This window comes from Zhongshania aquatica, assembly GCF_027257955.1.
Taxonomy (GTDB): Bacteria; Pseudomonadota; Gammaproteobacteria; order Pseudomonadales; family Spongiibacteraceae; genus Spongiibacter; species Spongiibacter aquatica.
In genome coordinates this window covers 15,901-40,342 of record NZ_JANZNQ010000022.1, presented here as the reverse complement: position 1 = coordinate 40,342, position 24,442 = coordinate 15,901, and the positions used below count along the sequence as shown (strand labels likewise).

Sequence of the window (24,442 nt, the reverse complement as noted above, 5' to 3'; positions counted from 1 at the left end):
GAGACCAGCGCGACATTTTGCGCAGTTTTTGCCCCTCGTGGTGCTGTTTAGCGAGGGTTTCAAATTCATGTCTCGATACCAGTTTCAGCAATTGAGAAAATACCGTGTTATGATGTGCCAAGGCTTGGATCTCCCTGTTTTTACAGTGTTTGGTCGCACATCCATTGTAGCAACTTGTTGAGGTTCAAGCCTTTTTTATGTCTGATTTATGGGACAGCAATGATATTCCGATAATCGCAGTCAACGCGTACCGCTGGAATTACTCAGCCATGACAACACCGCACTGATGTTAGATGGCTATGACGGATACCAAAAAGCGTGCGATAAATATGGCATTAAACGCTTGGGCTGCTGGGCACATGTGCGTAGAAAATTTAAAGAAGCGCAAACGTGCAACCAAAGGGAAAAATAGGCAAAGCAGACCAAGGGTTAGCCTTTATTCAAAAGCTTTACGCGATTGAAAAAAAAATCAAAGAGGAGCCTCCGAATAAACGCTATCAAGTGCGACAAAATGAAGCGAAACCCATTCTTGATAAGTTAAAAGACTGGCTGGATAAAAGCTTGCTTACGGTGCCGCCGAAAACGGCCATCGGCAAGGCATTGGTGTACCTGAATAATCAGTGGGATCGCTTAGTCGGCTATATTGATGCAGGCCATTATCCAATTGATAATAATGCGGCGGAGCGTGCCATTCGGCCATTTACCATCGGTCGTAAAAATTGGATGTTTAGTAAAAGCCAAGCGGGTGCGAACGCCAGTGCGAATCTGTATAGCTTGATTGAAACAGCGAAAGCAAACGAACTGAATGTGTTTGAGTATTTACAACGTGTTTTTAAAGAGCTGCCTAACGCAGAGACGGCAGAGCAGGTTGAGGCCTTGTTACCTTGGAATATTGAATTAAGCTAGGGCGTGGTTGGATTGGCGTTTACCCAGTAATGGCTAAGGATAGACAGCTATGAACAAGAAAGAACTAATGTAGTGTAACAAACAGTGCATTCAAATATAATTGACCTATCCATTGGTTATTTTCGGTACGCAGTCAATGCCCGCACCTGTAACAATATCCCTCACAGATGAAGAACGAAAGGAATTTCACCGCCGTTGTCGCAGTGGAAAGACATCGGCGAGACTTAAAGAACGTCTTTCCATTATATTGCTTGCCGATGAAGGTTTATCGAACGGGGAAATTTCTGAGTGCTTACCCTTTAGCGCACATAAAATAGCGCGGTGGCGGAATCGATTTGCAGCATCTGGCTTGAAAGGCATAGAGAAAGACCTGCCGCGAGGCGCAAATCATGGTGGTGCAGACAGTAAGAAACAGGCGAGACTGCGCAAGAAGATTATTGAATACACCACCAGCAGGGACAAGCTTCCCGAAGGGATGACGCACTGGACGACCAGAACCCTGGCCGACAAGCTTGATACAAACCACATGATTGTGGCGCGGGTCTGGCAGGAGTGTGGATTTAAGCCGCACCTGATGCGTCAATTCAAGATCAGCAATGATCCGAACTTCGAAGAAAAGCTGGAAGATGTGGTGGGATTGTATTTAAATCCACCGGAAAACGCGGTCGTATTTTCGGTGGATGAAAAGAGTTCGATTCAAGCGCTGGATCGCACTCAACCTGGTCTTCCCATGAAGCAAGGACGGGCTGGCACCATGACCCATGACTACAAGCGCCATGGCACAAGCACATTATTTGCGGCATTGAACGTATTTACCGGTGAGATAATTGGTGAATGCAAGCAGCGTCATCGCCACCAGGAATTTCTCTCATTCTTGAAGAGGGTTGAAGCGCAAACGGATAAAGATAAGGCGCTGCATGTGATCGTGGATAACTATTCCACACACAAGCATGAAAAGGTTCGTGATTGGCTGAAGAAAAATCCACGAGTGGTTATGCACCTTATACCTACCAGCTCATCATGGCTGAATTTGGTTGAACGCTTTTTTGGATTGATCACGGAAAAACAAATTCGCCGTGGTGTATTTTCCTCAGTGAAAGACTTGGAGCAGAAAATCATGGCATTCATAGAGGCCCACAACGTTAACCCAAAGCCGTTTGTGTGGACCAAGGATGCGGAAACGATATTAGAGAAAATCGAGCGCGCCAAGAAGGTATTGGTATGAATACACTATTCGTTACACCACACTAGGTACTCAGCGGCTTTGCTTTGCAATTCGCGCTCGTCCATCAATACACCCTGTACTTGATAGGAGCGCCCACGGAATGTTGCAAGTAGCTCGGCTCGCTGATTTACAATACTGACATCGTATACCCCTGTCCGCTTGCCCCGTGATAGCTCCTTTGCTGTAGCGGTTAATCGATCCCCAAGTTTAGCCGGTGCAATATAGTCAATTGTGCAAGCTTGCCCAACAGTCACTGCATTATAAGTATTACAGGCAAACGCAAACGCGGAGTCGGCGAGTGTAAAAATATACCCGCCATGACAGCTATCGTGGCCCTGTATCATCACATTGCTAACGATCATACTTAGCACTGCTTCGCCAGGTACTATGGTGTCTATCACCATTCCCAGAGCGCGCGTTGCTAAATCGCGCTCATACATTAGCGCCGCACAAGATTCTGCTAACAGTTGTGGCGATAATTCAACGGTACTTTGCATTAACAATCACCAATAGCATTAAATGTAAAAAGCGCATTACCTAATGTAAAAAAAGTGATGCGCCAAATATCAGCCTAATAACCGAAATAGCGACCAGCCACATTTTCGCGTCGCCAACGTAATCATTTCTCGTCAAAGCTAACAATCACCCTGTCGCTTATTGGATGCGCTTGGCAGGTAAGGATAAAGCCACGCTCCACGTCGGAAGCATCCAGACCGTGAGTAATATCTTGATCGACCTCGCCCTCAACAAGATGCGCTTTACAAGTGGAGCAAACCCCACCCTTGCAACTGTATGGCAGGTCTATTCCGTTATTCATGCCGGCATCTAATATGTTCTCGCCGTCAGCAGCAAGGTCAAAGTTACTAGCACGACCGTCGGCAATGATCGTCACCGCACTGGTTTTACCCGCATAGGTTTTAGCGCGAGCGTGGTGCTTTTTAACAACTGTATCTGCATCTTCAGCCGAAGAGCCAAAAAGCTCAAAGTGGATATCATCGTCTGCAACGCCAAAATCACGCAGGCCGCGAGATACTTCAGAAATCATCGACTCTGGACCACAAATATAATAACTATCGAACTGACCAAGTGGCAGCAAGCGTTTGCTTAAGGCCGCGCCTTTGGCGTTATCAAGACGACCGTTAAGCAGATCGACACCTTGATCTTCACGACTCAATATATTCACCCAGTGAAAGCGGGTCATATAACGATTTTTCAGGAAGCTTAGCGCGGTGCGAAACATCATGGTGTTCGTGCGCTGATTACCGTACAAAAGCGTGACTCGACTTTCGGGCTCCACTTCTAGTATCGACTTGATATTCGACAACACCGGTGTAATGCCACTACCTGACGCGATAAAAAGATAATTGCTTTTTTTCGCTGGATCTAGGACCACACTAAAACTACCCTGTGGCGGCATAATTTCTAGCGTTGTGCCCGCCGCAAGCCGGTCATTTGCGAAATTCGAAAATTTCCCGCCTTCAACTCGTTTAATTGCGATTTGCATACTTTTATCATTTATACCTGAACATATTGAATAGGAGCGCTGTATAGGCTCCCCGTCAATATCGGCACGCAGGGTTAGGTATTGACCTGGGCGGTATTTGAATGTGGCAGTAAGCTCTGAAGGAACCTCAAAGCTCAGCACAACGGCGTCGTCGGTTTCTTTTGTGCTACGCGAAACGGTAAGCGGATGGAAATAGTTGGCCTTCATGCCCCAATACCCTCAATTAAACTAAAGTAGCTAAATATTTTTAAAATAATCAAATGCCTCACTACAGGCCTTGCAGCGGTAAAGTGACTTGCATGATGTAGAACCAAACTCACTTATTACCGCCACATCCATTGAATTGCAGTGTGGACATTGAATTCCCGTATTCGAATGTTTACTCGGCGCAATTCCATACTCCTGCAACTTCTTTCGCCCCTCAGACGACATCCATGCAGTTGTCCAGGCTGGCGACAGCTTAGACTCAACCCGACTATTCACGTACCCCGTTTTTTGCAATGCAATGAGAATATCTTCCTTCATTACATCAACAGCGGGGCAACCGGAATAGGTCGGGGTGATCGTTACGAGTAATTCCTCGCCCACTTTTTTTATATCTTGTAATACACCGAGATCCCAAATACTAAGAACAGGTATCTCAGGGTCTTTTACTGCGTCTAACAGATTCCATACTTCTGGAATATCAGACTCACGTCGTCGCCTACGACGCTGGTACTCCTCCAATGGCAAAAGCGGAATAAGCTTGCTGTCTTTCATGGCGTTATTCCCACGCTCTACCAACGACAGCCAGGATAGGCACGCTGCACATATTGCAATTCAGCTAACAAATGTCCTAGGTGCTCGGTATGGAAGCCAATACGCCCGCCTTTAACCGCCCAACTTGCCGGAGGCAAAGTCACATTCGCCTCCGCAAAAGTTTTCGATACCGCACTAAACCAACGGTCAAATAAGGCACTGCGATCAACGGCAACGCCAATTTCACACAAGTCACGCTCGAGATCATCCATCTCAAACAACTCGGTGGTATAACCCGTCAATTCGTCTAAGGCCAACTGCAGGCGACGATGACTTTCGTCTGTGCCGCCCCCTAGGCGTAACATCCACTCGCGACTGCGGCGCAGATGGTAACTTGTCTCTTTTGCCGACTTTGCCGCGATACCAGCAAGATCACTGTCTTTTGATTTAAGCAACTCAGCAAGAAACAAAGCCTCGTACTCATCGAGCAAATATTGACGAGCGAGCGTAAATGCGAAATCACCACGCGGTAACTCATGCATTAGGAAATTGGTAAAATCCCGACAATCACGCTGGTAGGCAAGTGAGTCTTCGGTACTGCCATTACCTCGCAATTGCGCGGCATAATTTAAAAAATTACGTGCTCGCCCTACATAATCCAGCGCGACATTCGTCAGTGCTATATCTTCTTCTAGAAACGGGCCATTGCTACACCACTCACTTAGTCGGTGCCCCAATATCAGTGCATCGTCCCCGAGTCGCAGTGCATATACGCTTATTGTTTGATCTATATCTCGTTCTTTCATTGCAGACCTCACATGCTGTTCACTTCATCGGGAAGCTTATAATGGGTAGCGTGGCGATACGGCTTATCATCAAGCGGGTCATAAAAGCTTTCGCAATCACTTTCTTGAGAGGCACAAATATCAGAGGAGTTAACAACCCAAATACTTACACCTTCACCACGACGAGTATAGACATCACGAGCATACTCAAGGGCCTGCTCTTGATCTTCAGCGTGCAAACTGCCGACATGCTTATGGTCAAGTCCACGACGAGATCGAAGGAACACTTCATACAACTTCATATTCACGTTGTCAGTCATCATTTTCTCCTTATGCGACTTCTCGGCTGCGCTTTTTTTCTTCGTATGCACAGATTGCATCTCTAACCCAAGAACCCTCATCATGCGCTCGGCGGTGATGAGCAACTCGCTCGCGATTACAATGGCCACTGCCGCTAACGACGCGATCAAACTCCGCCCAGTCAATCTCGCCAAAATCAAAATGACCACGCTCTTCATTCCATACTAAATCTGGGTCTGGCAGAGTAAGTCCAATTGCCTTAGCCTGCTCCACACTTTGATCGACAAACTTCTGACGTAGCTCATCGTTTGTTTGACGTTTAACCTTCCATTTCATGGATTGTGCAGAGTGCGCAGACGCGGCGTCGTGTGGGCCGAACATCATTAATGATGGCCACCAAAAGCGGTTAACGGCGTCTTGAGCCATGGCTTTTTGCTCGGCAGAGCCCTCCATTAACGTCATGAGAATGTGGTAACCCTGACGCTGATGAAAGCTTTCTTCCTTGCAAATTCTTACCATGCTCCGTGCATAAGGGCCATAAGATGTGCGCTGTAGCGAAACTTGGTTAACAATGGCAGCGCCATCTACCAACCAGCCAAGCGCGCCCATATCAGCCCAACTTAATGTTGGATAGTTAAAAATTTGCGCGTATTTAGCCGAGCCATCGTGAAGCGATTCAATTAGCTCTTCTCGCGTTATACCCATGGTTTCCGCTGAACTATAAAGGTAGAGACCGTGGCCCGCTTCGTCTTGTACCTTTGCAAGTAAAACGGCTTTGCGGTGCAAGGTTGGCGCGCGAGTAATCCAATTGCCCTCAGGTTGCATGCCGATCACTTCTGAATGGGCATGCTGGGAGATCTGGCGAATCAGATTTTTGCGATACTTCTCCGGCATCCAATCTTTTGGTTCTATTTTTTCTTCCGCATCAATACGCTCTTGAAAGTGCGCATTCAAACCTTCTAACTCACTTGAGGAGAGTTCTTTTGAATCAAACTGGATCATTTTAGTACTCCTTTTAATTCCTTAAACACGCTCGATTACAATGGCAATACCTTGGCCTACGCCGATACACATAGTGCAAAGTGCATAGCGCTTTTTACGTTCGATCAATTCATAAACAGCCGTAGTGACCAAGCGCGCCCCGCTCATTCCTAATGGATGACCTAGCGCTATGGCGCCGCCATTTGGGTTAACACGCGCATCGTCTTCGGCGATATTTAATGCTCGCAATACTGCTAGGCCTTGCGCCGCAAATGCCTCATTTAGTTCAATAACATCCATGTCAGCAATTGTTAAACCGGCCTGCTCCAAAACCTTACGGCTTGCCTCTACTGGTCCGTAGCCCATAATTCTTGGTGCCAAACCACTTGCAGCCATACCCAGCACTTTGGCTTTTGGTGTTAAACCGTAACGACTAACTGCCGTTTCCGACGCTAACAATAGGGCGCAGGCGCCGTCGTTAAGACCCGAGGAGTTACCTGCCGTTACTGTTCCGTCCTGTCGAAAAGGCGTTGGTAATTTCGCTAGGCCTTCAAGGGTAGTGTCAGCACGGGGGTGCTCGTCGCGGTCAACAATTATCGGCTCGCCTTTGCGACTCGGAATGCTCACCGCAGCAATTTCACAGTCGAAACGACCCCGAGCTTGCGCAGCCGCCGTACGCTGTTGCGACACATAGGCAAACTTATCTTGATCTGCCCTGCTAATATTAAAATCTGCCGCAACGTTTTCTGCCGTTTCGGGCATGGAGTCCACGCCGTACTGAGCTTTCATTGCTTTATTAATAAAACGCCAACCCAATGTGGTATCAAACATTTGGCTATTACGACCAAAGGCAGAATCGGTCTTTGAAACAACGAAAGGAGCGCGGGACATCGACTCGACACCGCCAGCAATTACAAGCTCTGCTTCACCTGTTTTTATTGCCCGCGCAGCGTTACCCACCGCATCCATTCCAGACCCACACAGACGATTAACGGTCACACCAGGCACGTCGACCGGCAAGCCTGCAAGTAGCGCCGACATCCGCGCCACATTCCTGTTATCTTCACCAGCTTGGTTCGCGCAGCCGTAAAAAACGTCATCTACCTTCGACCAATCAACGCTAGGGTTTCTCGCTATTAAAGCCCGCATTGGCACTGCACCGAGATCATCCCCGCGCACTGGCGCTAACGCGCCACCGTAACGGCCAATTGGCGTACGCTGGGCGTCACAAATAAAAACATCTCTCAAGCTTTTCAATTTCTTCTCCTAAACCCTTAATCGCGCTTACACTCTTGTAATTCTTACAGCGCCAGCGTTCGCTACTAGATAGATTATTCACCACGAAATTCAGGATTGCGCTTTTCTATAAAGGCAAAGACGCCCTCTTTGTAGTCGTATGTTTTACCAGCGCTGCGCATCAGCTCCTTCTCTACCTCGAGCTGCTCATCAAGGCTATTGGTCGCTGACGATAGGAAGGCCTTCTTAGTAAAGGCAAAGCCCCGTGTTGGCTGAGTCGCCATCTGCTTTGCCAGTGCTAACACGGTGTCCATCAGGACTTCGTCGTCAACAACTTGCCAAATCATTCCCCAATCTGCGGCCTGTTCAGCAGACACCTTAGGCCCAAGCATCGCGAGGCCTCTGGCCCTTGCCATGCCGACCAAACGCGGTAGTATCCACGTACCACCTGAATCAGGAATGAGTCCTAGCTTTGCAAAGGACTCAATGAAACTCGCCTTGCGACCAGCAATAACAATATCGCAGGCTAAGGCGATATTTGCGCCTGCACCGGCGGCGACGCCATTAACCGCACAAATAACGGGCTTTTCCATGTGGGTAATTAAACGGATTAAAGGGTTATAGTAATTCTCTACTGAATCACCCAGATCGGGCATGGTGTCGCTAGGTGCAACAGCACGATCATTTAAGTCTTGTCCGGCGCAAAATCCGCGACCATTTCCGGTAATAACAACACAGCGAACAAGTTTGTCTTCTGCCGCTTGGCTCAGTACTTTGCGCACCTCGCCATGCATTGCCGCCGTAAAACTATTCAATGAGTCTGGTCGATTAAGGCGCAGCAGGGCAACGCCATCTTCTACCGTGAATTCGATATTTTGGTAATTCATAACAATTCTCCTCGCTCAAACTTCGCGGCGTTCAACCAGTGTCAGAATGTCATAAATAGCAACTGCAACATCGTGCTGATTGGTGACCTCGATAGCCCACGCAACAACACCGTTAGCTTTCTCATCGCCGCGGGGTGTTTTCTTGATTTTCTTCTTAACGGTCAGTTTGGCGCGGATGGTATCGCCGATGCCCACGGGCTCGATAAAGCGCAAATTATCTAAGCCATAGTTTGCAATAACAGGGCCTTGTGAAGGCTCAACAAACATACCGGCAGCCGCAGAAATCACAAAATAGCCATGCGCCACGCGCTTGCCAAAGAAGGAGTCTTTGGCAGCAATTTCGTCAAAATGAGCATAGAAATGATCGCCACTAACACAGCCGAAATTCACGATATCGGCTTCAGTCACTGTGCGGCGGTGGGTTATTAGCGTTTCGCCAATTTGTAGATCTTCAAAGTATTTTTTGAACGGGTGAACGCCATCACTCTCTACCACCGCACCGCGGTGATATTCAGAGGTAATAGCAGACAGTATATTAGGAGAACCCTGCAACGCAGTGCGCTGCATATAATGCTTAACCGCGCGCAAGCCACCAAGTTCTTCGCCACCACCAGCACGACCAGGCCCACCATGAACCAACATCGCGAGCGGTGAACCATGACCGGTAGATTCTTTAGCGCAATCGCGGTTAAGAATATGAATTCGACCATGCCAAGCTGCTGCTGCCAGCACCAACTCGCGCGCCTCGGCATTGTCGAAAGTAACCACTGAAGCGACTAAACTACCTTTGCCGAGCTGCGCAATGCGAATTGCATCGTCAATGCTGTCGTAGGGCATTACGGTACTTACCGGACCAAAAGCCTCGATCTCGTGCACTAACATTTTCTCAAAAGGCTTGTCGCATTTGAGAAGGGTTTTAGGAAAAAAGGCGCCTACTTTACTATCTGCACCCACTAAATCTAAGCAGTCGCCACCGCCGTAGACAAGCTCACATTCTTCAGTAAGACGTGCTACCTGACTACGTACATCCTCAACCTGACTCTTGCTTACCAAGGCGCCCATGCGAACACTTTCATCATTCGGATTACCAACAGTGATTTTGTCTAGCCGCGCACTTAGCGCCTCGATAACATCGTCCATTAAGGCGCGTGGCACCACAATTCTACGAATAGCCGTGCATTTTTGACCGGCCTTAACCGTCATCTCTTTAACAACTTCTTTAATGAACAGGTCAAACTCGGGATCGTCCTTTGCTACCGTCCTACCCAGAATGGCGCAATTTAGGGAATCCGCTTCCATCGTAAAAGGAATTGAGTTTGCGACAATATTTGGGTGTGTCCGCAATTTGCGGCCGGTACTGGCAGAGCCTGTAAAGGTGACTAAATCTTGTTCATTGAGGTGCTCAAAGAGATCGCCAACGGAACCGCAGATAAGCTGTATAGCGCCTTCGGGCAGGAATCCACCATCAACAATCGCCTTAACCATCGCTTGGGCAAGAAAAGCATTAGCGCTGGCGGGCTTCACAATAACGGGAACACCGGCAATCAGGCTAGGCGCGATTTTCTCGAGCATACCCCAGCACGGAAAGTTGAAGGCATTGATGTGCAATGACACGCCACGCTTAGAGGTTAAAATATGGCGGCCGAGGAAGCTGCCACCCCGCGATAGGTTTTCAACGTCGCCCTCAACCGTCATTACATCATTTGGCAGTTCACGTGTTGCGAGGCTGGCATAGGTAAATACGGTGCCTAAACCACCTTCTATATCCACCCAGCTGTCGGCACGGGTTGCACCGGTTTTAGCCGATAGCGCATAAAAATCTTCTTTATCCGCCATTAGCTGCTTAGCCATTGCCTTTAGTGCAGCGGCACGATCGTGGAATGTCATGGCCCGTAGTGCAGCGCCACCAACTTCTCTGCCGTAACGCAATGCCTGCGCAAAATCGACGCCGTCGCTAGAGACGAAACACACAGTCTCGCCGGTCACAGCGTCAAATGTTTCGACCCCGCGGCCCTCGCCTTCACGCCATTTTCCGCCGATGTAACTATTGAGCTTCATAAACCAGACTCCACTGTGCTGTTTATTATTTATAACTAAATATCTGCACTTCAATACTCTCTAAATCACCAAGAGCCTCATGAGCGCTATCTTTAGATATGATACACAATTAAATATGATACACAATAGATGCCTATAATTACTTTTTGTGTAACACTTTCACAAATTGGACGCTGCAAGCGCAAATAACGCACACGAGGAACCGCTAATGCCGAACACAGAAAAGCACCCAAAATCATCGCCGATAGGGTATGAAATCAAAGATGGCGTCGCGCTTATTTCAATAGACAACCCGCCAATAAACGCAATTTCTGCGGCAGTTCGCGAAGGCCTACTAAGCTCGCTAGATAAAGCAAAGAACGACAACGTTAGTGCGGTGCTTTTGTATTGCAAAGGTAAAACCTTTATCGCTGGCGCAGACATTACTGAATTTGGAAAGCCACAAACCTCTCCCACACTCCCCGAGGTCATTGCTGCAATTGAAGAGTTTGCCGTACCTGTAATGGCCTTATTACACGGCAATGCCTTAGGTGGCGGGCTTGAAATAGCAATGGCGGCTCACTATCGATGCGCGACAGCAACAACAAAACTTGGCCTACCTGAGGTTACCCTAGGGCTAGTACCGGGCTCTGGCGGCACACAGCGCCTACCCCGCCTGGTAGGCGCTGAAAAAGCGCTTGCCATGATTTCTAGCGGAAAACCAATTTCAGCCACAGAGGCTTTAGAACACGGCTTAATTGATCAAATAATAGAATCATCATCGATAGACTCCGCACTGCTGCACCTTCGCGAGCAAATCAAAAACGGTGCCGAAATTAGGCGAACTGGTGAGCTTCTCATCCCACAAACACCAGATGGATTCTTTGCAAAGAAAAGGCTTTCAATAAAACCTAGCGGTGTTCTCGCGACGAGCTACATTCTGGATCTCATTGAATTAGCTACAAAAACCAATATAGACGAAGGTCAACAGATAGAACGAGAACGATTTCTCGAATGCCGAAGCTCGGCAGGCTCCGCCGCCTTACGTCACATTTTCTTCGCCGAGCGATCAAGCGCTAAGCTCACCGGTACAGCACAATCTGCTATCGCTCGCCCTGTTGAGCAAGTTGCTATTATTGGCGCCGGCACCATGGGCGGCGGTATTGCCATGTGTTTCGCTAACGCAGACCTCCCAGTAACACTGGTAGAAACAGCGGAGGCGAATCTCAGTCGTGGAATTGCACAGATTAAAATGAATTATTCACAATCTATGAAACGAGGACTTCTTAGCCAGGAACAAGTTAACGACGCGATAGCTTGTATTAAACCCAGTCTAGACTACCAAGATATTGCAAACGCCGACTTAGTTATTGAAGCAACTTTTGAAAACATGGAGGTAAAGAAAGAAGTTTTTGCCAAACTCGTTACAGTTTGCAAAACAGACTGCATCCTCGCTACCAATACCTCGTATTTGGATATTGACACCATCGCTGCCACTACAGACCGTCCTCAAGACGTTGTCGGTGCACATTTTTTTAGTCCAGCCAACATTATGAAACTTCTTGAAGTTGTCCGGGCCGAAAAGACCGCACCAGATGTACTAAAAACCGTCATGGACATTGGCAAGCGCATCGGGAAAGTGCCTGTCGCCGTTGGTGTATGCCATGGTTTTGTCGGTAATAGAATGCTAAAAGGCTATGCACGCCAAGCACAGCTCTTACTGCTGGAAGGCTGCACCCCCTCACAAATAGATACTGCAATTCAATCTTGGGGAATGGCTATGGGTCCACTGGCAGTAGGCGACCTTGCGGGCATTGACATTAGCTACAGGTCACGTCGAGACCAAGGCATCCCTAGCGGAAGCATGGCAGAATTCGCTCTTCCTGACGCTCTGGTGGAAAGTGGACGTCTTGGCCAGAAATCTGGCTCCGGTTACTATACCTATGACCAAGAAACACGCGAACGCAGCGATGACGACTCCGTCAACACACTGGTCTCCAGTATTGCTCAACAATGGAAAATTGATAGGCGTGAAATTCAAGACACCGAAATTATTGACCGCCTTACACTTGCGCTTGTTAACGAGGGCATTCGTATCCTTGACGAAGGGGTCGCTGCACGGCCCAGTGATATAGACGTCGTATACGTGAATGGCTACGGCTTTCCTCGGTGGCGCGGCGGCCCAATGTACCATGCAGAAAAAGTGGGCCTAAAGCATATTCTACAGAAATTACGAACGCTTCATAAACAGACAGACGATGCATTTTGGGAACCTGCACAACTACTGATCCGCTTAGTTGAAGCCAACAGAGAGTTATCCGAACTGAATACATAAAACATCATATTGCCCACTTGGGACCTCATCCGTCGGAATCTTAGCAATTTGCGGGTAAACAACCTTAGTGGGCGCCTTTAAATGCTAATTATTCAATCGTATTACGTATGCACAATAGTACAAAACCCTCTACGCCAATACTCGCATATATTTTGAGTTAGTGTAGCCCGTAGTGTGGGCTAAAATAAGTAATAGATACTACAGAAAAAGTAAGAGCGCAAAAATAACGCTAAAAGCTTAAAATATAATACAATGGAGTGCTTTATCATACATATGAACTCAAATCCTAGGCTGTAAAATTGACCATTTCGGAATATATTACTTACATCAATTTCATGAACGCCGAACTACACACTTCGTCGTAATTAACAGGGATATCCAATTCGTGCCGGGAAAATCTAACGAAATAGGGCAATGGGTCAAGAATTACATCAAGAAACATGACCCTCGATCAAAGTCTTTAATTATCACCGTTTTCGGAGATTCGATCGCCCCTTACTCAAATGGAATTTGGCTAGGTGATCTCATTTCACTCATGTCGGAAATTGGCGTCAATGAACGCCTAGTTCGAACAAGTGCCTTTCGGCTTACAGACGAAAACTGGTTGTCATCAGAACGGCAAGGCAGAAAAAGTTTTTACTCACTAACTAATTCTGGCACCAAGCGCTTTGAAGCCGCCTACAGGCACATTTATAAATCCCCAAGCCAAAATTGGGACGGTAAATGGACGCTGGTTATTATTCAACGAAATAATGAATCAACCCCAGAGCGAAGTGAACTACGACGAGACCTAGAATGGGATGGATTCACTTTAATCGCGAATGGTGTATTTATACACCCAACTGCAACAGTAGAATCTGCCAAAAAAATTGTCACACAAAATGGCTTTGAAGATCTGTCAATCGTATTCAGGGTAGAAACTGGTGAAACAGACGATAAAATTCAAAATGACATTAAAATAAGAAGCAACTGGAACTTAGAAAACGTCAATTCAAGGTACCGAAATTTCATTACAGAATTTAGCGCCGCTGAAAAACTTATAAGCCAACACAACCTAACTCCAAGAACCGCATTTCAGGTTCAAACCCTTATGATTCACTCTTTCCGGCGGGCTAACCTTCACGACCCCCAACTACCAGAATCCCTCTTACCTAGAGACTGGCCCGGGCAAAAATCATTTGAACTTTGCGGCCAGATTTATGAGTATACCTGCAGATTATCGCACGAGCATGTAAGTGAAACAGCTTCGTTTAACTCATCAATTGAATCAGGTACGCGATTAAACATTTCAGTAGAAGACAGGTTTCAGAGTTAATTTTTTTAAAACCATTGCTTAACTCTTATAAAAAGGCACTGAAAAAAGGAGGCACCAAACAAGCACACCTCCATAACACCTAGGCATTTAAAACCAGTTATACGAAATCTAGGGCCATATAAATGGACGATACATTTAAATAATAAATATTATCGCCTAACAGAGCACACCGCTACTGACTTCAGGTGCAAACCATATGATCAAAAATGCATTTTTCAAATAAGGGCCAACAAACGATAGCCCGCCTCTCATGAACGACCAAGACGCTGCAAAGCAGCATGCGTTAGATAGTCATCATAAATCGAATCGTTATTTGCAGAACTGACATGGCCACTATCCAACTCCTTAACCTGCTCTATCCGCGTCATTCTCCCTGACTGAAATTCATAAGCATGTAAATATGCCCATGACCAGTATGGATGTTTTCCATCCATAAACTTATTTTCACCATCGTCATATAGGCCATAACAACCATCAAAGGAGCGAAATGGCTTACCTTGCCGGTCATAAGTTACCATCGCAACCGGCATACCGTTGCGAACATCAAACCAAACGCGCTTCTTACTAACAGGCGACCTTGCAAATCCCGTTGGTTCCGCCTCACACACTATCGTCTCTGGCACCATCTCAACAACACTATCAAAAAAAGTTTCACCTAACTCTCCACCGTGAACGCCATGCTCCCAGTTTGAGTGTTTCGAGTTCCAGCCCCCTGAAACGCCGGCAAGTAAAGGCTGCCGACCAATTACCTTGTAATTCCCCCATGTATGAAGCGGGTCTCCGGCGGCCCAAGCATCGGATAGGTATAAAGCTGAGCCAGGCACGAGGGGTTCAAATCGTTGATTACTAGGAAACTGTCTAATTCTTCTAAAGCTAGGCACATAACCGTACAAATCAGGCAATTTATTTTGATCGTAATCCCAAATGTTAAGATAACTAGCACCGCTCTCTGATGCCGGTGAGGTATAAACTACGGTATTAAATCTCAGCTTATCAATATGCTTGTTCCAATAGGGCTTTGGATCAAGAGTTACGCGGCCAACAGGAGAGAGCTCAGCCCATACAAGATCGTACTTATAATCAACTTTCCCATTGCTCGCAACATCATATTCTTTCATCGCATAGAGACTAGCGTCGTGCCGCCCCCACGATAACGTTAGCCCAGCAAATAGCTCCAAGGCATTCTGTGTGCCGGGAAATGGATGCCCACCAATCCATGGTTTACCGTCATCATTAACCACATTTCCTTTATCATTGAATTTAGCTTTACCCTGGTTTCTTAATGTCGCTTCCAAATACTCCCACGGCCCGAGCTTCATCCAATCAGTAGTCGTTGGTACAACCTTGAGTTTTCGCCCCATATTTTTTACATGATGATATTTCGCAGGCTCTAAAAGATTTTTCACAGCGTCAACATTGTCTGCAGTAATCATACTACCGGTACTAATTTTTCCCTTTGTATATGCATCAACTGATAATAGTTCGTCCGGATACGCCTTTTCAATTTCTCCCGATCGTCCTATCGTCGGCCATAACGGCGCCAAAACACCAGCACCAACAATGGAGGTACTATACCTCAAGAGATTTCTACGGCTAATACCTGGTATCCAACGAGCCATCTGTAAGTCCTCAGTAAAAAAAGGCCGGCAATAAACTATTGCCGGCCAAATGGGGTAATAAAGTCCCCTAGCGGTCCCTCTGGAAAACTAGTTACAACTGGTATGCAATACGCAGCCCGACTTCCTGAATATGGTCCAGGGACCGGGTCAATGTATCAGCTGAATCACCGCGAATATTAGACTTAATGTAGTTATAAAATAGATCTACGCTAAGACCACTACCTGGATTCCATTTAATAAGCGGCTGAGCCAAAATGCCACCGCGGATATCGTATAGAAACGCCCATTCAGCAACAAATTTCTTATTCGGCCAGGGTTGGAAACCAGCGAACACAAGATAGTCAGCACCGGAAATACCATCTGAACGCTTATAATCTGTATTGCCTACGTTGCCACCGTAACCACTTAAGTGAAGACCAACTAAATCACTTTCACTGCGGTGCATGTATTGCGCAACAAGGTATGCAGATGGGAAGGTCTCGCTCCAGCGATGCCATTTTTCTGCAACAGCAGTAAATATGTATTCGTCACTGGTTAGGCCGTTCTTGCCAAGATCAGGCGATGTATAAACTCGCTCCGGCGTGTATTGAACTTCCAGATTAATAATCACCTGATTCCAAAACGAATCGATATCCTCAGTCTCATTGACATAGCTTCCGCCAAGACCAAACACTTGTTCTCGATAGTAATCACGCTGAACTTGTCCGCGAATACTACCACCAGCACCGATGAAGAATGTATTTAAAAGCGCTGCTGCTTCAGTCGCGTTGGCAGCTGGCGAAGCAAATACATCGCGAAGAGCTTCGAAATCGCCAATAGCAGTGTTTAGCGCATCAAGACCATCCAACCGAACGCTAGAGGCGGTAGAGAACCACTCTTTATCGCTATAAACACCGCCAGGTCCAACAGTAAAGGGCGTGTGAGATAATGCCTCGCCAACACTATCGTATAGCCGACAGAAGTTATCGTAAGGATTCTGAGAGCCACTACATTTAGGTTTTGCAGCATATGCAGTCTCTACAACAGCACCCACCGTACCACCAAAGGGTGTAAGACCTTTATTAATGCCACTTTCAGCCCATCTAAATACACCCAGGGAATTATATCGACTCACAGCCATCGCCTGCCAACCAAAGTTGCCGTAATCCGCCTTAATTCGAATACCAAAGTCGAGTTTCTTATCAAAATCACCACTATAATAATTATCAAGTGGGCGATAGAACTGTGAAGGTATTACATTGTATTGACTATTTGGATTGGGTAATACATCAGGCTGAAATTTACCAACAAAAGCATCCGCAGTAATGTTAGACGTCGCCTGCATGGTCGCTCTAAACGCCAACTTTGGTGTACGTTCATCCTCGTACTCTTCAATCGCTCTATCCAATATCAAATGACGACGGAAATCCAAGCCATTTGCAACATCAAGTGTACGGAAGAATACAGCCTGACCCCAGGCGATTTGTTGGTTACCAAATCTAAAGTCATACTTACCGGTTTTGTAATTTAAAATGAATGTCGGAAAATCCAACATATAATCGCGACCAGCAATTTCAAACGGATTAATGTTTTTACCGTTTCTACCTTTCGCTTGGTAAAAATTAGTACGGCCGGTATCTGCATAGCGATCGCCACCGCCGCCAGCGATTCCACCCTGATCATTTTGTACATCCATAGCGTCAAATCCAGCGTTAACCTCTGGGTCAAACAAAGCACGTACTTTTATATTAAGGCTAAGATTTCTGGTGAATTTTGTATTCATTTCACCATTAAATCGCAAAATCGTTTGCGTAAAGTCATAGTTATTTTCTGGCAATCTATCACTACGACGCACAGTGTCTCTAGTATCAAGTACAAATGGAAGCGCAGGAATTGGCACATCACCCCATCTTCCACCGCCTAGATCAGGTGGCAGGAAGGCCTGTCGAGAAACCTCCACATCCTGAAATGGTACGTCACTCTGATTATATGGATTTTCACTTCCAGAGGTGTTGTATGCGGCGTCAAGACGAACCTGACCAAAGAATGTTGTCTTATCAATCAGCTCTTCAACCAGACCACCGGCAAGAACGGATTGAGCCGTAACGCTCCCCGCCAAGTAAAGTACACAGGATGCAATTTTATTGCGGCTATTATGTTTTTTCATTTTTTTCCCTCACTATAGATTCTTACAGCGATATAACCACGTAGAAACTTTGTTATTAAAAAGGTGAAAGAGACAAGATACGCGCGCTATGCCCCACAGCCACAATCCGGCCGTTGTTAGGTGCAGTTTGGCCTAAGCCCGAGTACCAATTGAGGCTAAGATCTAAAGGTTCAAATTGCTCCCAGCTCTCGCCGCCATTGATGCTTTTCATCGCCACCCGCTGGCCAACCACAAATACTTTGCTTGCTCCGGTATACGTAACTGCAAAGAAACTACCTTTAGTATTAGCTGCAACTGATGTCCATGTTTTGCCGGCATCATCGGTGCGAATAACCAAACCCGCTTGACCAACCGCATACCCAGTTTTTCCCGACAGTTTCAAATCAAAGAATGTGGCCGCTGTATCTCCATCTACTTCTGGATGCCGATACAGAACAGACCATGTTTCACCACCATCTTCGGAAACATTTAACTGACCGTATTCACCACCAACAATGATTCTGTTGTCCTCTAAAACTTTAACGACATAATTTGTTGGTTCATCGCGAATAACAGCAGTGTCACCAGCCCCAGAGTCATATAGCGTTGCCCAATCTGGAGTGACTAGCTGCCAGCTTTCTCCGCCGTCGAGAGAACGTAGAAGCGTACCGAATGCGCCTGTAGCCACCGCTAGCCCATGGCTATTTAAATCAACTTTTAATAGACGCATATCTGAGCCGCTATCGGATATTTTCCATTCAGAAGATCCATCACGGTAGATAACTACACCCATTTGCCCGACAGCAATCTCTCTGCCGCCACTATGGGCGACACTAATTAAGCCGAGAGTTGTTGGTGACTTCTCTTTTTTCCAAGTTTGACCTGCATCGTCAGTTCGCATTATTAAGCCAGCTTCACCCACTGCGACGCCCGTGTCTTTATTGAAATCGACACTAAATAAGCGATCTGTCGGTGTTGCTTGGCTAACTACGGAATTGAGACTTTCATCTACATCCGCAGCCAGAACTGGCTTAATTAATACCAACATCAAAAGTGCCAAATACCAAATTGATAGCCGCGACTTCATTCCCAATCTCCATCTTTCATCGGGCAGTAAGTGCGCGGTGCAAATGCATCGCGCACTTACCTAATTGCAGTGTTAGTTATGCACGCCCAAGGGACTGCAATGCCTGTTGAGTACAATAGGTTTCGAACAACCAATCTTCATCAATCTGGAATAAAGATTCGGTGCCAACGCCTTTTTTGGCATGATGGGTACGCGACATACGCTTGTTCTGGTGATCGTAAATCATTACGTAAGTCCAAGACCAAGCAGGCGTCTTGCCATCCGCGCTCATTACGACTCGCTTACCGTCTTTCCCGCCGCCGACAAATTGACCGAACGCCATTTCGAAGTTAGCCCATAGTTTTCCTTGACGGTCATATCTCACGCAACCACACGGCACGCTATTACGGGCATCAACATATACCAGCTTTTTACTCACTGGTGACCGAGGGAAGGCTACAGGCTCACATGAAGTTACGATAATATCCGGTGCCATTTCGTATTCCGACTCCCAAAATATAGGATTACCTTCCTGCTCTTTTGGCTGCCAATTATCATCCGTTCCAGAGAAGTTACCGCTACAAGCGATAAGCATTGGTTTCCGCTCAACAATCTTATGATTACCCCATGTCAAGAACGGATCGCCGGCTGCCCATGGATCGGTAAGGAACCAAGTCGCGCCAGGGATAAGCGGCTCGAAGCGCTGGTTGGCCGGGAACTGTCTAACGCGGCGAAACTCCGGCAAGTAACCATACAGATCAGGAATCTGACGCTGATCTACAGACCAGTTACTTAGAAATGACGTACCGCGAACATCTGCGGAGTTAGTAAAATAAACAGTTTGTCTTCTAAGCTCCTTATCATATCCACGGAACACTTTTCTATCTGTCCGCGCTTGCATTTGAAGCTCTACCCATTGGAAGTCGTACTGATACTCGAGCTTTCCATCGGCGCCAAAGTCCCACTGCTTAATTGCGTAAGTGTTGGCATCTGCACGGCCCCAGCTCATCGCCATGTTTGCCCAGACTTCAACACCGGTTTTTGGACTAATAAATGGAACACCACCCCCCCAAGGATTTCCCTGCGGGTCCACCACATTTCCATCTGCATTAAACTTACCTGTTCGGCCCTCAGCTATGTTGCGCTGCATTGCTTCGTAATAAGCATGGTTAAAGAGTTGGCGTAAATCAGTAGTTGGAGCTTTTATCTTAATTCGACGCCCAGCATTTTTTATCTGGTCATACATTGAAGGGTCGAGAATGTGTTTAGCATGCTCTACATTTGCCTTAGTTATGTAATCTCCTACGCTAATTTTCCCCTTTGTTTGTGCTTCAATGCTATATAGCTCATCGGGATATGCGTTTGTAAGAGGCATGTCCTTAGCCATAACTTTTTCTATTGGCATCAGAATACCGGTACCGGCACCGCACGCTATACCTTTAAGCAGCTCACGCCGGCCAAAATTTAAATCGTATTTACGAATATGCATAACACCCTCCGGTGAATTATTATTTACGTGTCGCAATATCTAACCGCTTGCGACTTTACGGTTTTTTTGCTCGATCAACTAATAGTACTTATGCGCTAACGCCCTGCTCTTTTTCTCGTGTTTTTTCTTCACTAAACCAAGAGAGGTCAATACCTTCACCAACCATCAAGTCCGTTCTCGTTACAAACTTAGGTTTTAGCACCGATACGATCAACGGCAACACAAGCAAAGCAAGCACCATATTGATCAACATAATTGCTGAAAGTAACAGACCCATATCAGCCATAAACTTTAGATCTGACAGGAAATACCAAGGCATAATCCCGATCAGCATAATAGAAGCGGTAAACATTATTGCTTTACCGGTAGTTGTAAGTGCTTCTGTTATGGCTCGATCCCAGTCTTCACCTTGTGCGTGATATTCCTCGCAAATTCGTGACAACAAGTAGATGCCGTAATCAATACCCACGCCAACACCAAGAACAGCAACCATGACCGAGTTAATATCTAGACCAATTCCCAAAACAGACATCGTGGCCGTTAAATAGAAGTTCGCTAAGACCACAGGTACAAGCAACACTAACGAGGCAACAAAAGAGCGATACATATAACTTGCGATGAAAAATATGGCTAAGCATGCAAGCCCTAGCAAGATCCACTCATAACGTTTCACAACCGAGTTCATCGCATGCTGCAACGCTATAGTCCCAGAAGCCATACGGACAGTGATTCCCTTATGATCGGTTCCAACAGCATCAACTGCGGCTTGTGCAGCTATCAGCGCCCTCTCAATAGTTTCTTGCTTATTGTCTCTATAAAATAAAGAAATAGCGCTGTGCTGGAACTGGAAGTCAGTTACATCAGCAAAGTTAAGTGGATTTTGACCAAAGGCAACTGCTACACCCGCAGCGTTTACTGATCTATCAGTGGGGTCTAATGAAAGCCACGCTGGATGGCCTCCAGAGTAAAGACGTGACCCCTCCTCCATAAAGTCCGAGAATGAGCGCGCGGCCTTTGCTGGATGCTCCTGACTTAAAGCAACGCGTAATATTTCTTTCGTTAAGGCATATGCCTCTTCCGTGCGGGCAGCACGCTGCTGGACATTATCTGGATCCTTGGCTTCAAGAATAATTTCCAGAGAGTTCACACCGGGGAAATGATCGTTAACATCTCTAACGCCAACATTAAACTCGGAATTATCCCAAAGAAGATTACTACCTTCTGTTGGGTTTCCAATTTCAACCTGCCGCGAAAGGATAATAACCACTATTGATACAATACATACGATAGTTGCAGTTATCTTAGGAATTCGTTTTCCAGTAATTAAAGAAGCCACACCCTCAAGTACACGCTTCTGAAAACCATGAACCCCCTTTTCGCGATCGCCACCGATAATATCGTCGATATTTTTCGGTGTAGGAAGATATGAGAGCATAACGGCAATCAGCATGACGCCCGTCGGGATTAAGAAAAATGCCCAGAAACCACAGAACAAAGCAAATCTCTGCATCGCTGGGATCGGCGCTACACCGATACACATTATCGCGACCATGTCGGTAATTATGCCAAACACACTAGGCGCCATCATCACTGCCAGCGTCGCTTCAGATGCTAATTTTCGATCTTTAAGCTCACTAAAGACCTCGTAATAACGCTCTGTATACTGAACACAGTGAGAGAAAGACCGCGCCACTAAAAGCAAAGGTACAACCATAAGCAATGGCTCAATTGGCGACTTTAACCAACCAACCAAACCGAAGCCCCATATTGCGGCGACAAAACTACATACAACCGGGGTGACAACGCCAGCGAAATTCCGCATATAGAAGGCAAGAGCAATGATAAGCAAGCCAACAGTTACTGCGAAAATTGTGTAGGTTTGCTCCTGAAGAAGATACACCCACCCCGTCAGGACCGGCTGCCCAACGACATGGATGGTATGACCACCATCTTCAGCATCCTTTGCAAGCTTCTGAATTTCATCGAACACATGACCATAATCTAACAAGTGCTCGTGGAAGCCTGCGCGAATAAGTGTTGAAGTTTCGTCGGATGAGACAAGATAGGTTCGCGCCATTGGCGAGCGCTCTACATTCCGCTGAAGGGCATCAAGCTCCTGCTTTCCTTTGGGAATTCGATCCCCCATTAAAGGTTGCATCTCGACTCCCATAGGAGTCGCCTCAGCATAATTCGCCTTCTCAGTTGTTATCGAAACAATCCTATCGTGATCAACACCCTCAATAAGATCTATATTTCTAGTCAAATCCCACACCTTCTTCAAGGTATCTTCGTTATAGATATTCCCACCATCCGAACGCTTTACCATTACGGTAATTGTTAACGGATTACCGAAATTAGGGTGATCTTTAAAAGTCTGAACAAATGGATCGTCAGAAGGGAGTAAATCTGCAAATATGGTTCTTATGTCTACTCGTGGCACACCAATGGCAAATCCAATGGTAATAATAAGAAACACGCAGGCAACCTGAGCGCGATGTGACACGATCCAGCGGGCTATTTTAAATCTTAAATTTTCCATATCTTTATAATCTTTTAACTGGCTTGAATGAAAAGCGACCGCAATGCTCGCCTGAAAATTCGCATTCTTGTAGAGACTGCACTTTAAAAAACGCCATCAATTACACCCTATTGTCTCAATTTAAGAATATCACGCTTGTTGCAAAGTGCATTTTGAGTGTCCCTATGTGCACCTTGCTTTAAGTATTTAAATAAGGATGCCATTTATGCTCACTACTAATCGGCAACGTGAACAACACATTTGCCGATGTTATCTCCGTCGAATACCCCTCGAAGAGCATCTGGCGCATTCTCCAAGCCCTCAACAACGTGCTCAATCGGCGTAACCTCTCCGTGATTTATTAGTTTCTTCATCTCTGACAAAAACTGAAAGTGGACATCGGTATTTAATTTATCCAACACCATCGACCCCTTAATAGACAGTCTCTTCAGTAGTATTTCATTTAAAATCATAAACGATCGGTCAGACGTTATCGGCAATTGCGACATCGAATAGAGCGCCATCAATCCGCATACTGCGATACAACCACCAACATTCATGATAGGAAATGTAGCGTCAAACGTTTTTCCGCCGGCCGACACTACCATCGCATCAATACCGGCCTCGATTCGATCACTAACGATACGTTCAAAATCTTGGTCCTTATAGTTAAAGCAGGCTTTATAACCAAGCTCCGATACAGCTAAGTTGCATTTTTCATCCGAACTCGCCGACCCGTAGACGATAGCGCCTTTGGACTTACTTAATTGACCCACTATCTGGCCCAAGGCGCCGGTTGCGGCGCTGCAAAAGACCACATCACCCCGACCAACCTTTAATACATCGCTCACCGCCAGATAAGCACCAAAACCTGCAGCACCTAGTGCACCAAGATAGTACGAGGGTCGCAATCCATCGTTGGCAATTTTAGTAATTCCGTAGCCATCACAGACATGGAACTCCTGCCACCCCCACAACCCATGAACAACGTCACCAGCATTAAAATCTGGATGATTTGAAATATCGACTACACCGACCGTAGCGCCGTACATGACGGCTCCGATATCAATTGGCTTCGACTGATCGGAGACTTTTTTGACTTTCGAAAACTGATTTGGATCCATACCTAACCAGGTAGTTTTTATACGAATCTGCCCCTCAACGGGCTTTGGAATCACTACCTCTTCAAGCCGAAAACATTTTGCGGTAGGTATCTGAAATCTGGGGCGCTCTTTTAAAACTAGGCGGCGATTTATGGCTGGCATTAACTATCTCCTCGCTAAATATTTTCCACACCACTAGAATCCATTTATTTGCGGAATCAAACATCCCTTTCTGTGCAAAACCATTGATCTAGCGTGCTCATTACAAGTTAA

Annotated in this window: 19 protein-coding genes and 1 pseudogene; 4 read left to right on the top strand and 16 right to left on the bottom strand. The window is 46.4% G+C overall.

The window, feature by feature from the left end:
* Nucleotides 1-121 (bottom strand): DUF4372 domain-containing protein (locus O9X78_RS17145; protein WP_332108534.1); only part of this gene is annotated, 121 nt, incomplete at its 3' end.
* Nucleotides 122-223: 102 nt separating this feature from the next.
* Here O9X78_RS17145 and tnpC point away from each other — a divergent pair.
* Together tnpC and O9X78_RS17130 are read left to right on the top strand one after the other, a co-directional pair.
* A pseudogene (gene tnpC, locus O9X78_RS17135) lies at nucleotides 224-906 on the top strand (IS66 family transposase); the annotation flags it as partial.
* Between the two features lie 136 nt (nucleotides 907-1,042).
* A complete protein-coding gene (locus tag O9X78_RS17130; RefSeq protein WP_269620927.1) occupies nucleotides 1,043-2,131 on the top strand; it encodes an IS630 family transposase in 1,089 nt (362 codons plus the stop codon).
* A 5-nt stretch (nucleotides 2,132-2,136) separates the two neighbouring features.
* Here O9X78_RS17130 and paaI read toward each other — a convergent pair whose 3' ends face one another.
* The 9 genes from paaI to paaZ all read right to left on the bottom strand — a co-directional run bounded on the left by paaI (nucleotide 2,137) and on the right by paaZ (nucleotide 10,620).
* Entirely contained in the window at nucleotides 2,137-2,628 is a 492-nt protein-coding gene (gene paaI, locus O9X78_RS17125) for a hydroxyphenylacetyl-CoA thioesterase PaaI (protein WP_269620926.1), read from the bottom strand.
* Nucleotides 2,629-2,750: 122 nt separating this feature from the next.
* Nucleotides 2,751-3,842, bottom strand: coding sequence for a 2Fe-2S iron-sulfur cluster-binding protein (locus O9X78_RS17120; protein WP_269620925.1), 1,092 nt, complete (start codon nucleotides 3,840-3,842; stop codon nucleotides 2,751-2,753).
* 30 nt (nucleotides 3,843-3,872) lie between these two features.
* Complete coding sequence (gene paaD, locus O9X78_RS17115; RefSeq protein ID WP_269620924.1) at nucleotides 3,873-4,394, bottom strand: 1,2-phenylacetyl-CoA epoxidase subunit PaaD; 522 nt, start codon at nucleotides 4,392-4,394, stop codon at nucleotides 3,873-3,875.
* Between the two features lie 17 nt (nucleotides 4,395-4,411).
* Entirely contained in the window at nucleotides 4,412-5,179 is a 768-nt protein-coding gene (gene paaC / locus O9X78_RS17110) for a 1,2-phenylacetyl-CoA epoxidase subunit PaaC (protein ID WP_269620923.1), read from the bottom strand.
* Between the two features lie 8 nt (nucleotides 5,180-5,187).
* The gene (gene paaB / locus O9X78_RS17105) at nucleotides 5,188-5,478 is read right to left on the bottom strand and encodes a 1,2-phenylacetyl-CoA epoxidase subunit PaaB (protein WP_159269715.1); all 291 of its coding nucleotides are present in this window, start codon (nucleotides 5,476-5,478) and stop codon (nucleotides 5,188-5,190) included.
* A gap of 10 nt (nucleotides 5,479-5,488) precedes the next feature.
* Nucleotides 5,489-6,460 carry a 1,2-phenylacetyl-CoA epoxidase subunit PaaA gene (gene paaA / locus O9X78_RS17100; protein ID WP_269620922.1) on the bottom strand — a complete coding sequence of 324 codons (972 nt, stop codon included), beginning with the start codon at nucleotides 6,458-6,460 and terminating at the stop codon, nucleotides 5,489-5,491.
* Between the two features lie 21 nt (nucleotides 6,461-6,481).
* Nucleotides 6,482-7,687, bottom strand: a complete 1,206-nt coding sequence (gene pcaF / locus O9X78_RS17095; protein WP_269620932.1) for a 3-oxoadipyl-CoA thiolase — start codon at nucleotides 7,685-7,687, stop codon at nucleotides 6,482-6,484.
* Nucleotides 7,688-7,770: 83 nt separating this feature from the next.
* Nucleotides 7,771-8,562 carry a 2-(1,2-epoxy-1,2-dihydrophenyl)acetyl-CoA isomerase PaaG gene (paaG, locus tag O9X78_RS17090; protein ID WP_269620921.1) on the bottom strand — a complete coding sequence of 264 codons (792 nt, stop codon included), beginning with the start codon at nucleotides 8,560-8,562 and terminating at the stop codon, nucleotides 7,771-7,773.
* Between the two features lie 15 nt (nucleotides 8,563-8,577).
* Nucleotides 8,578-10,620 carry a phenylacetic acid degradation bifunctional protein PaaZ gene (paaZ, locus tag O9X78_RS17085; protein ID WP_269620920.1) on the bottom strand — a complete coding sequence of 681 codons (2,043 nt, stop codon included), beginning with the start codon at nucleotides 10,618-10,620 and terminating at the stop codon, nucleotides 8,578-8,580.
* A 208-nt stretch (nucleotides 10,621-10,828) separates the two neighbouring features.
* Between paaZ and O9X78_RS17080 the strand changes: the two genes are divergently transcribed.
* Nucleotides 10,829-12,934: a 3-hydroxyacyl-CoA dehydrogenase NAD-binding domain-containing protein gene (locus O9X78_RS17080; RefSeq protein WP_269620919.1), complete on the top strand. Its 2,106-nt coding sequence runs from the start codon at nucleotides 10,829-10,831 to the stop codon at nucleotides 12,932-12,934.
* 385 nt (nucleotides 12,935-13,319) lie between these two features.
* Complete coding sequence (gene paaX / locus O9X78_RS17075) at nucleotides 13,320-14,249, top strand: phenylacetic acid degradation operon negative regulatory protein PaaX (protein ID WP_269620918.1); 930 nt, start codon at nucleotides 13,320-13,322, stop codon at nucleotides 14,247-14,249.
* Between the two features lie 248 nt (nucleotides 14,250-14,497).
* Here the strand turns inward: paaX and O9X78_RS17070 are convergent, their stop codons facing one another.
* The 6 genes from O9X78_RS17070 to O9X78_RS17045 form a co-directional block, all read right to left on the bottom strand.
* Nucleotides 14,498-15,868 (bottom strand): DUF1329 domain-containing protein, encoded by a 1,371-nt coding sequence (locus tag O9X78_RS17070; protein ID WP_269620917.1) that lies wholly within the window; start codon nucleotides 15,866-15,868, stop codon nucleotides 14,498-14,500.
* A gap of 91 nt (nucleotides 15,869-15,959) precedes the next feature.
* On the bottom strand, nucleotides 15,960-18,014 hold the full coding sequence (locus tag O9X78_RS17065) for a DUF1302 family protein (RefSeq protein ID WP_269620916.1): 2,055 nt from the start codon (nucleotides 18,012-18,014) through the stop codon (nucleotides 15,960-15,962).
* 55 nt (nucleotides 18,015-18,069) lie between these two features.
* Nucleotides 18,070-19,080: a WD40/YVTN/BNR-like repeat-containing protein gene (locus tag O9X78_RS17060; protein WP_269620915.1), complete on the bottom strand. Its 1,011-nt coding sequence runs from the start codon at nucleotides 19,078-19,080 to the stop codon at nucleotides 18,070-18,072.
* Nucleotides 19,081-19,156: 76 nt separating this feature from the next.
* Nucleotides 19,157-20,548 (bottom strand): DUF1329 domain-containing protein, encoded by a 1,392-nt coding sequence (locus O9X78_RS17055; protein ID WP_269620914.1) that lies wholly within the window; start codon nucleotides 20,546-20,548, stop codon nucleotides 19,157-19,159.
* Between the two features lie 88 nt (nucleotides 20,549-20,636).
* Nucleotides 20,637-23,024: an efflux RND transporter permease subunit gene (locus tag O9X78_RS17050; RefSeq protein ID WP_269620913.1), complete on the bottom strand. Its 2,388-nt coding sequence runs from the start codon at nucleotides 23,022-23,024 to the stop codon at nucleotides 20,637-20,639.
* A 278-nt stretch (nucleotides 23,025-23,302) separates the two neighbouring features.
* The gene (locus tag O9X78_RS17045) at nucleotides 23,303-24,331 is read right to left on the bottom strand and encodes an MDR family NADP-dependent oxidoreductase (protein ID WP_269620912.1); all 1,029 of its coding nucleotides are present in this window, start codon (nucleotides 24,329-24,331) and stop codon (nucleotides 23,303-23,305) included.
* Nucleotides 24,332-24,442: the final 111 nt, after the last annotated feature.

Excerpts from the sequence above, each read along its gene's own strand:
- O9X78_RS17130 (WP_269620927.1), top strand. The coding sequence starts at position 1,043 with ATGCCCGCACCTGTAACAATATCCCTCACAGATGAAGAACGAAAGGAA.
- paaI (WP_269620926.1), bottom strand. The coding sequence starts at position 2,628 with ATGCAAAGTACCGTTGAATTATCGCCACAACTGTTAGCAGAATCTTGT.
- O9X78_RS17120 (WP_269620925.1), bottom strand. The coding sequence starts at position 3,842 with ATGAAGGCCAACTATTTCCATCCGCTTACCGTTTCGCGTAGCACAAAA.
- paaD (WP_269620924.1), bottom strand. The coding sequence starts at position 4,394 with ATGAAAGACAGCAAGCTTATTCCGCTTTTGCCATTGGAGGAGTACCAG.
- paaC (WP_269620923.1), bottom strand. The coding sequence starts at position 5,179 with ATGAAAGAACGAGATATAGATCAAACAATAAGCGTATATGCACTGCGA.
- paaB (WP_159269715.1), bottom strand. The coding sequence starts at position 5,478 with ATGACTGACAACGTGAATATGAAGTTGTATGAAGTGTTCCTTCGATCT.
- paaA (WP_269620922.1), bottom strand. The coding sequence starts at position 6,460 with ATGATCCAGTTTGATTCAAAAGAACTCTCCTCAAGTGAGTTAGAAGGT.
- paaG (WP_269620921.1), bottom strand. The coding sequence starts at position 8,562 with ATGAATTACCAAAATATCGAATTCACGGTAGAAGATGGCGTTGCCCTG.
- paaZ (WP_269620920.1), bottom strand. The coding sequence starts at position 10,620 with ATGAAGCTCAATAGTTACATCGGCGGAAAATGGCGTGAAGGCGAGGGC.
- O9X78_RS17080 (WP_269620919.1), top strand. The coding sequence starts at position 10,829 with ATGCCGAACACAGAAAAGCACCCAAAATCATCGCCGATAGGGTATGAA.
- O9X78_RS17070 (WP_269620917.1), bottom strand. The coding sequence starts at position 15,868 with ATGGCTCGTTGGATACCAGGTATTAGCCGTAGAAATCTCTTGAGGTAT.
- O9X78_RS17065 (WP_269620916.1), bottom strand. The coding sequence starts at position 18,014 with ATGAAAAAACATAATAGCCGCAATAAAATTGCATCCTGTGTACTTTAC.
- O9X78_RS17060 (WP_269620915.1), bottom strand. The coding sequence starts at position 19,080 with ATGAAGTCGCGGCTATCAATTTGGTATTTGGCACTTTTGATGTTGGTA.
- O9X78_RS17055 (WP_269620914.1), bottom strand. The coding sequence starts at position 20,548 with ATGCATATTCGTAAATACGATTTAAATTTTGGCCGGCGTGAGCTGCTT.
- O9X78_RS17045 (WP_269620912.1), bottom strand. The coding sequence starts at position 24,331 with ATGCCAGCCATAAATCGCCGCCTAGTTTTAAAAGAGCGCCCCAGATTT.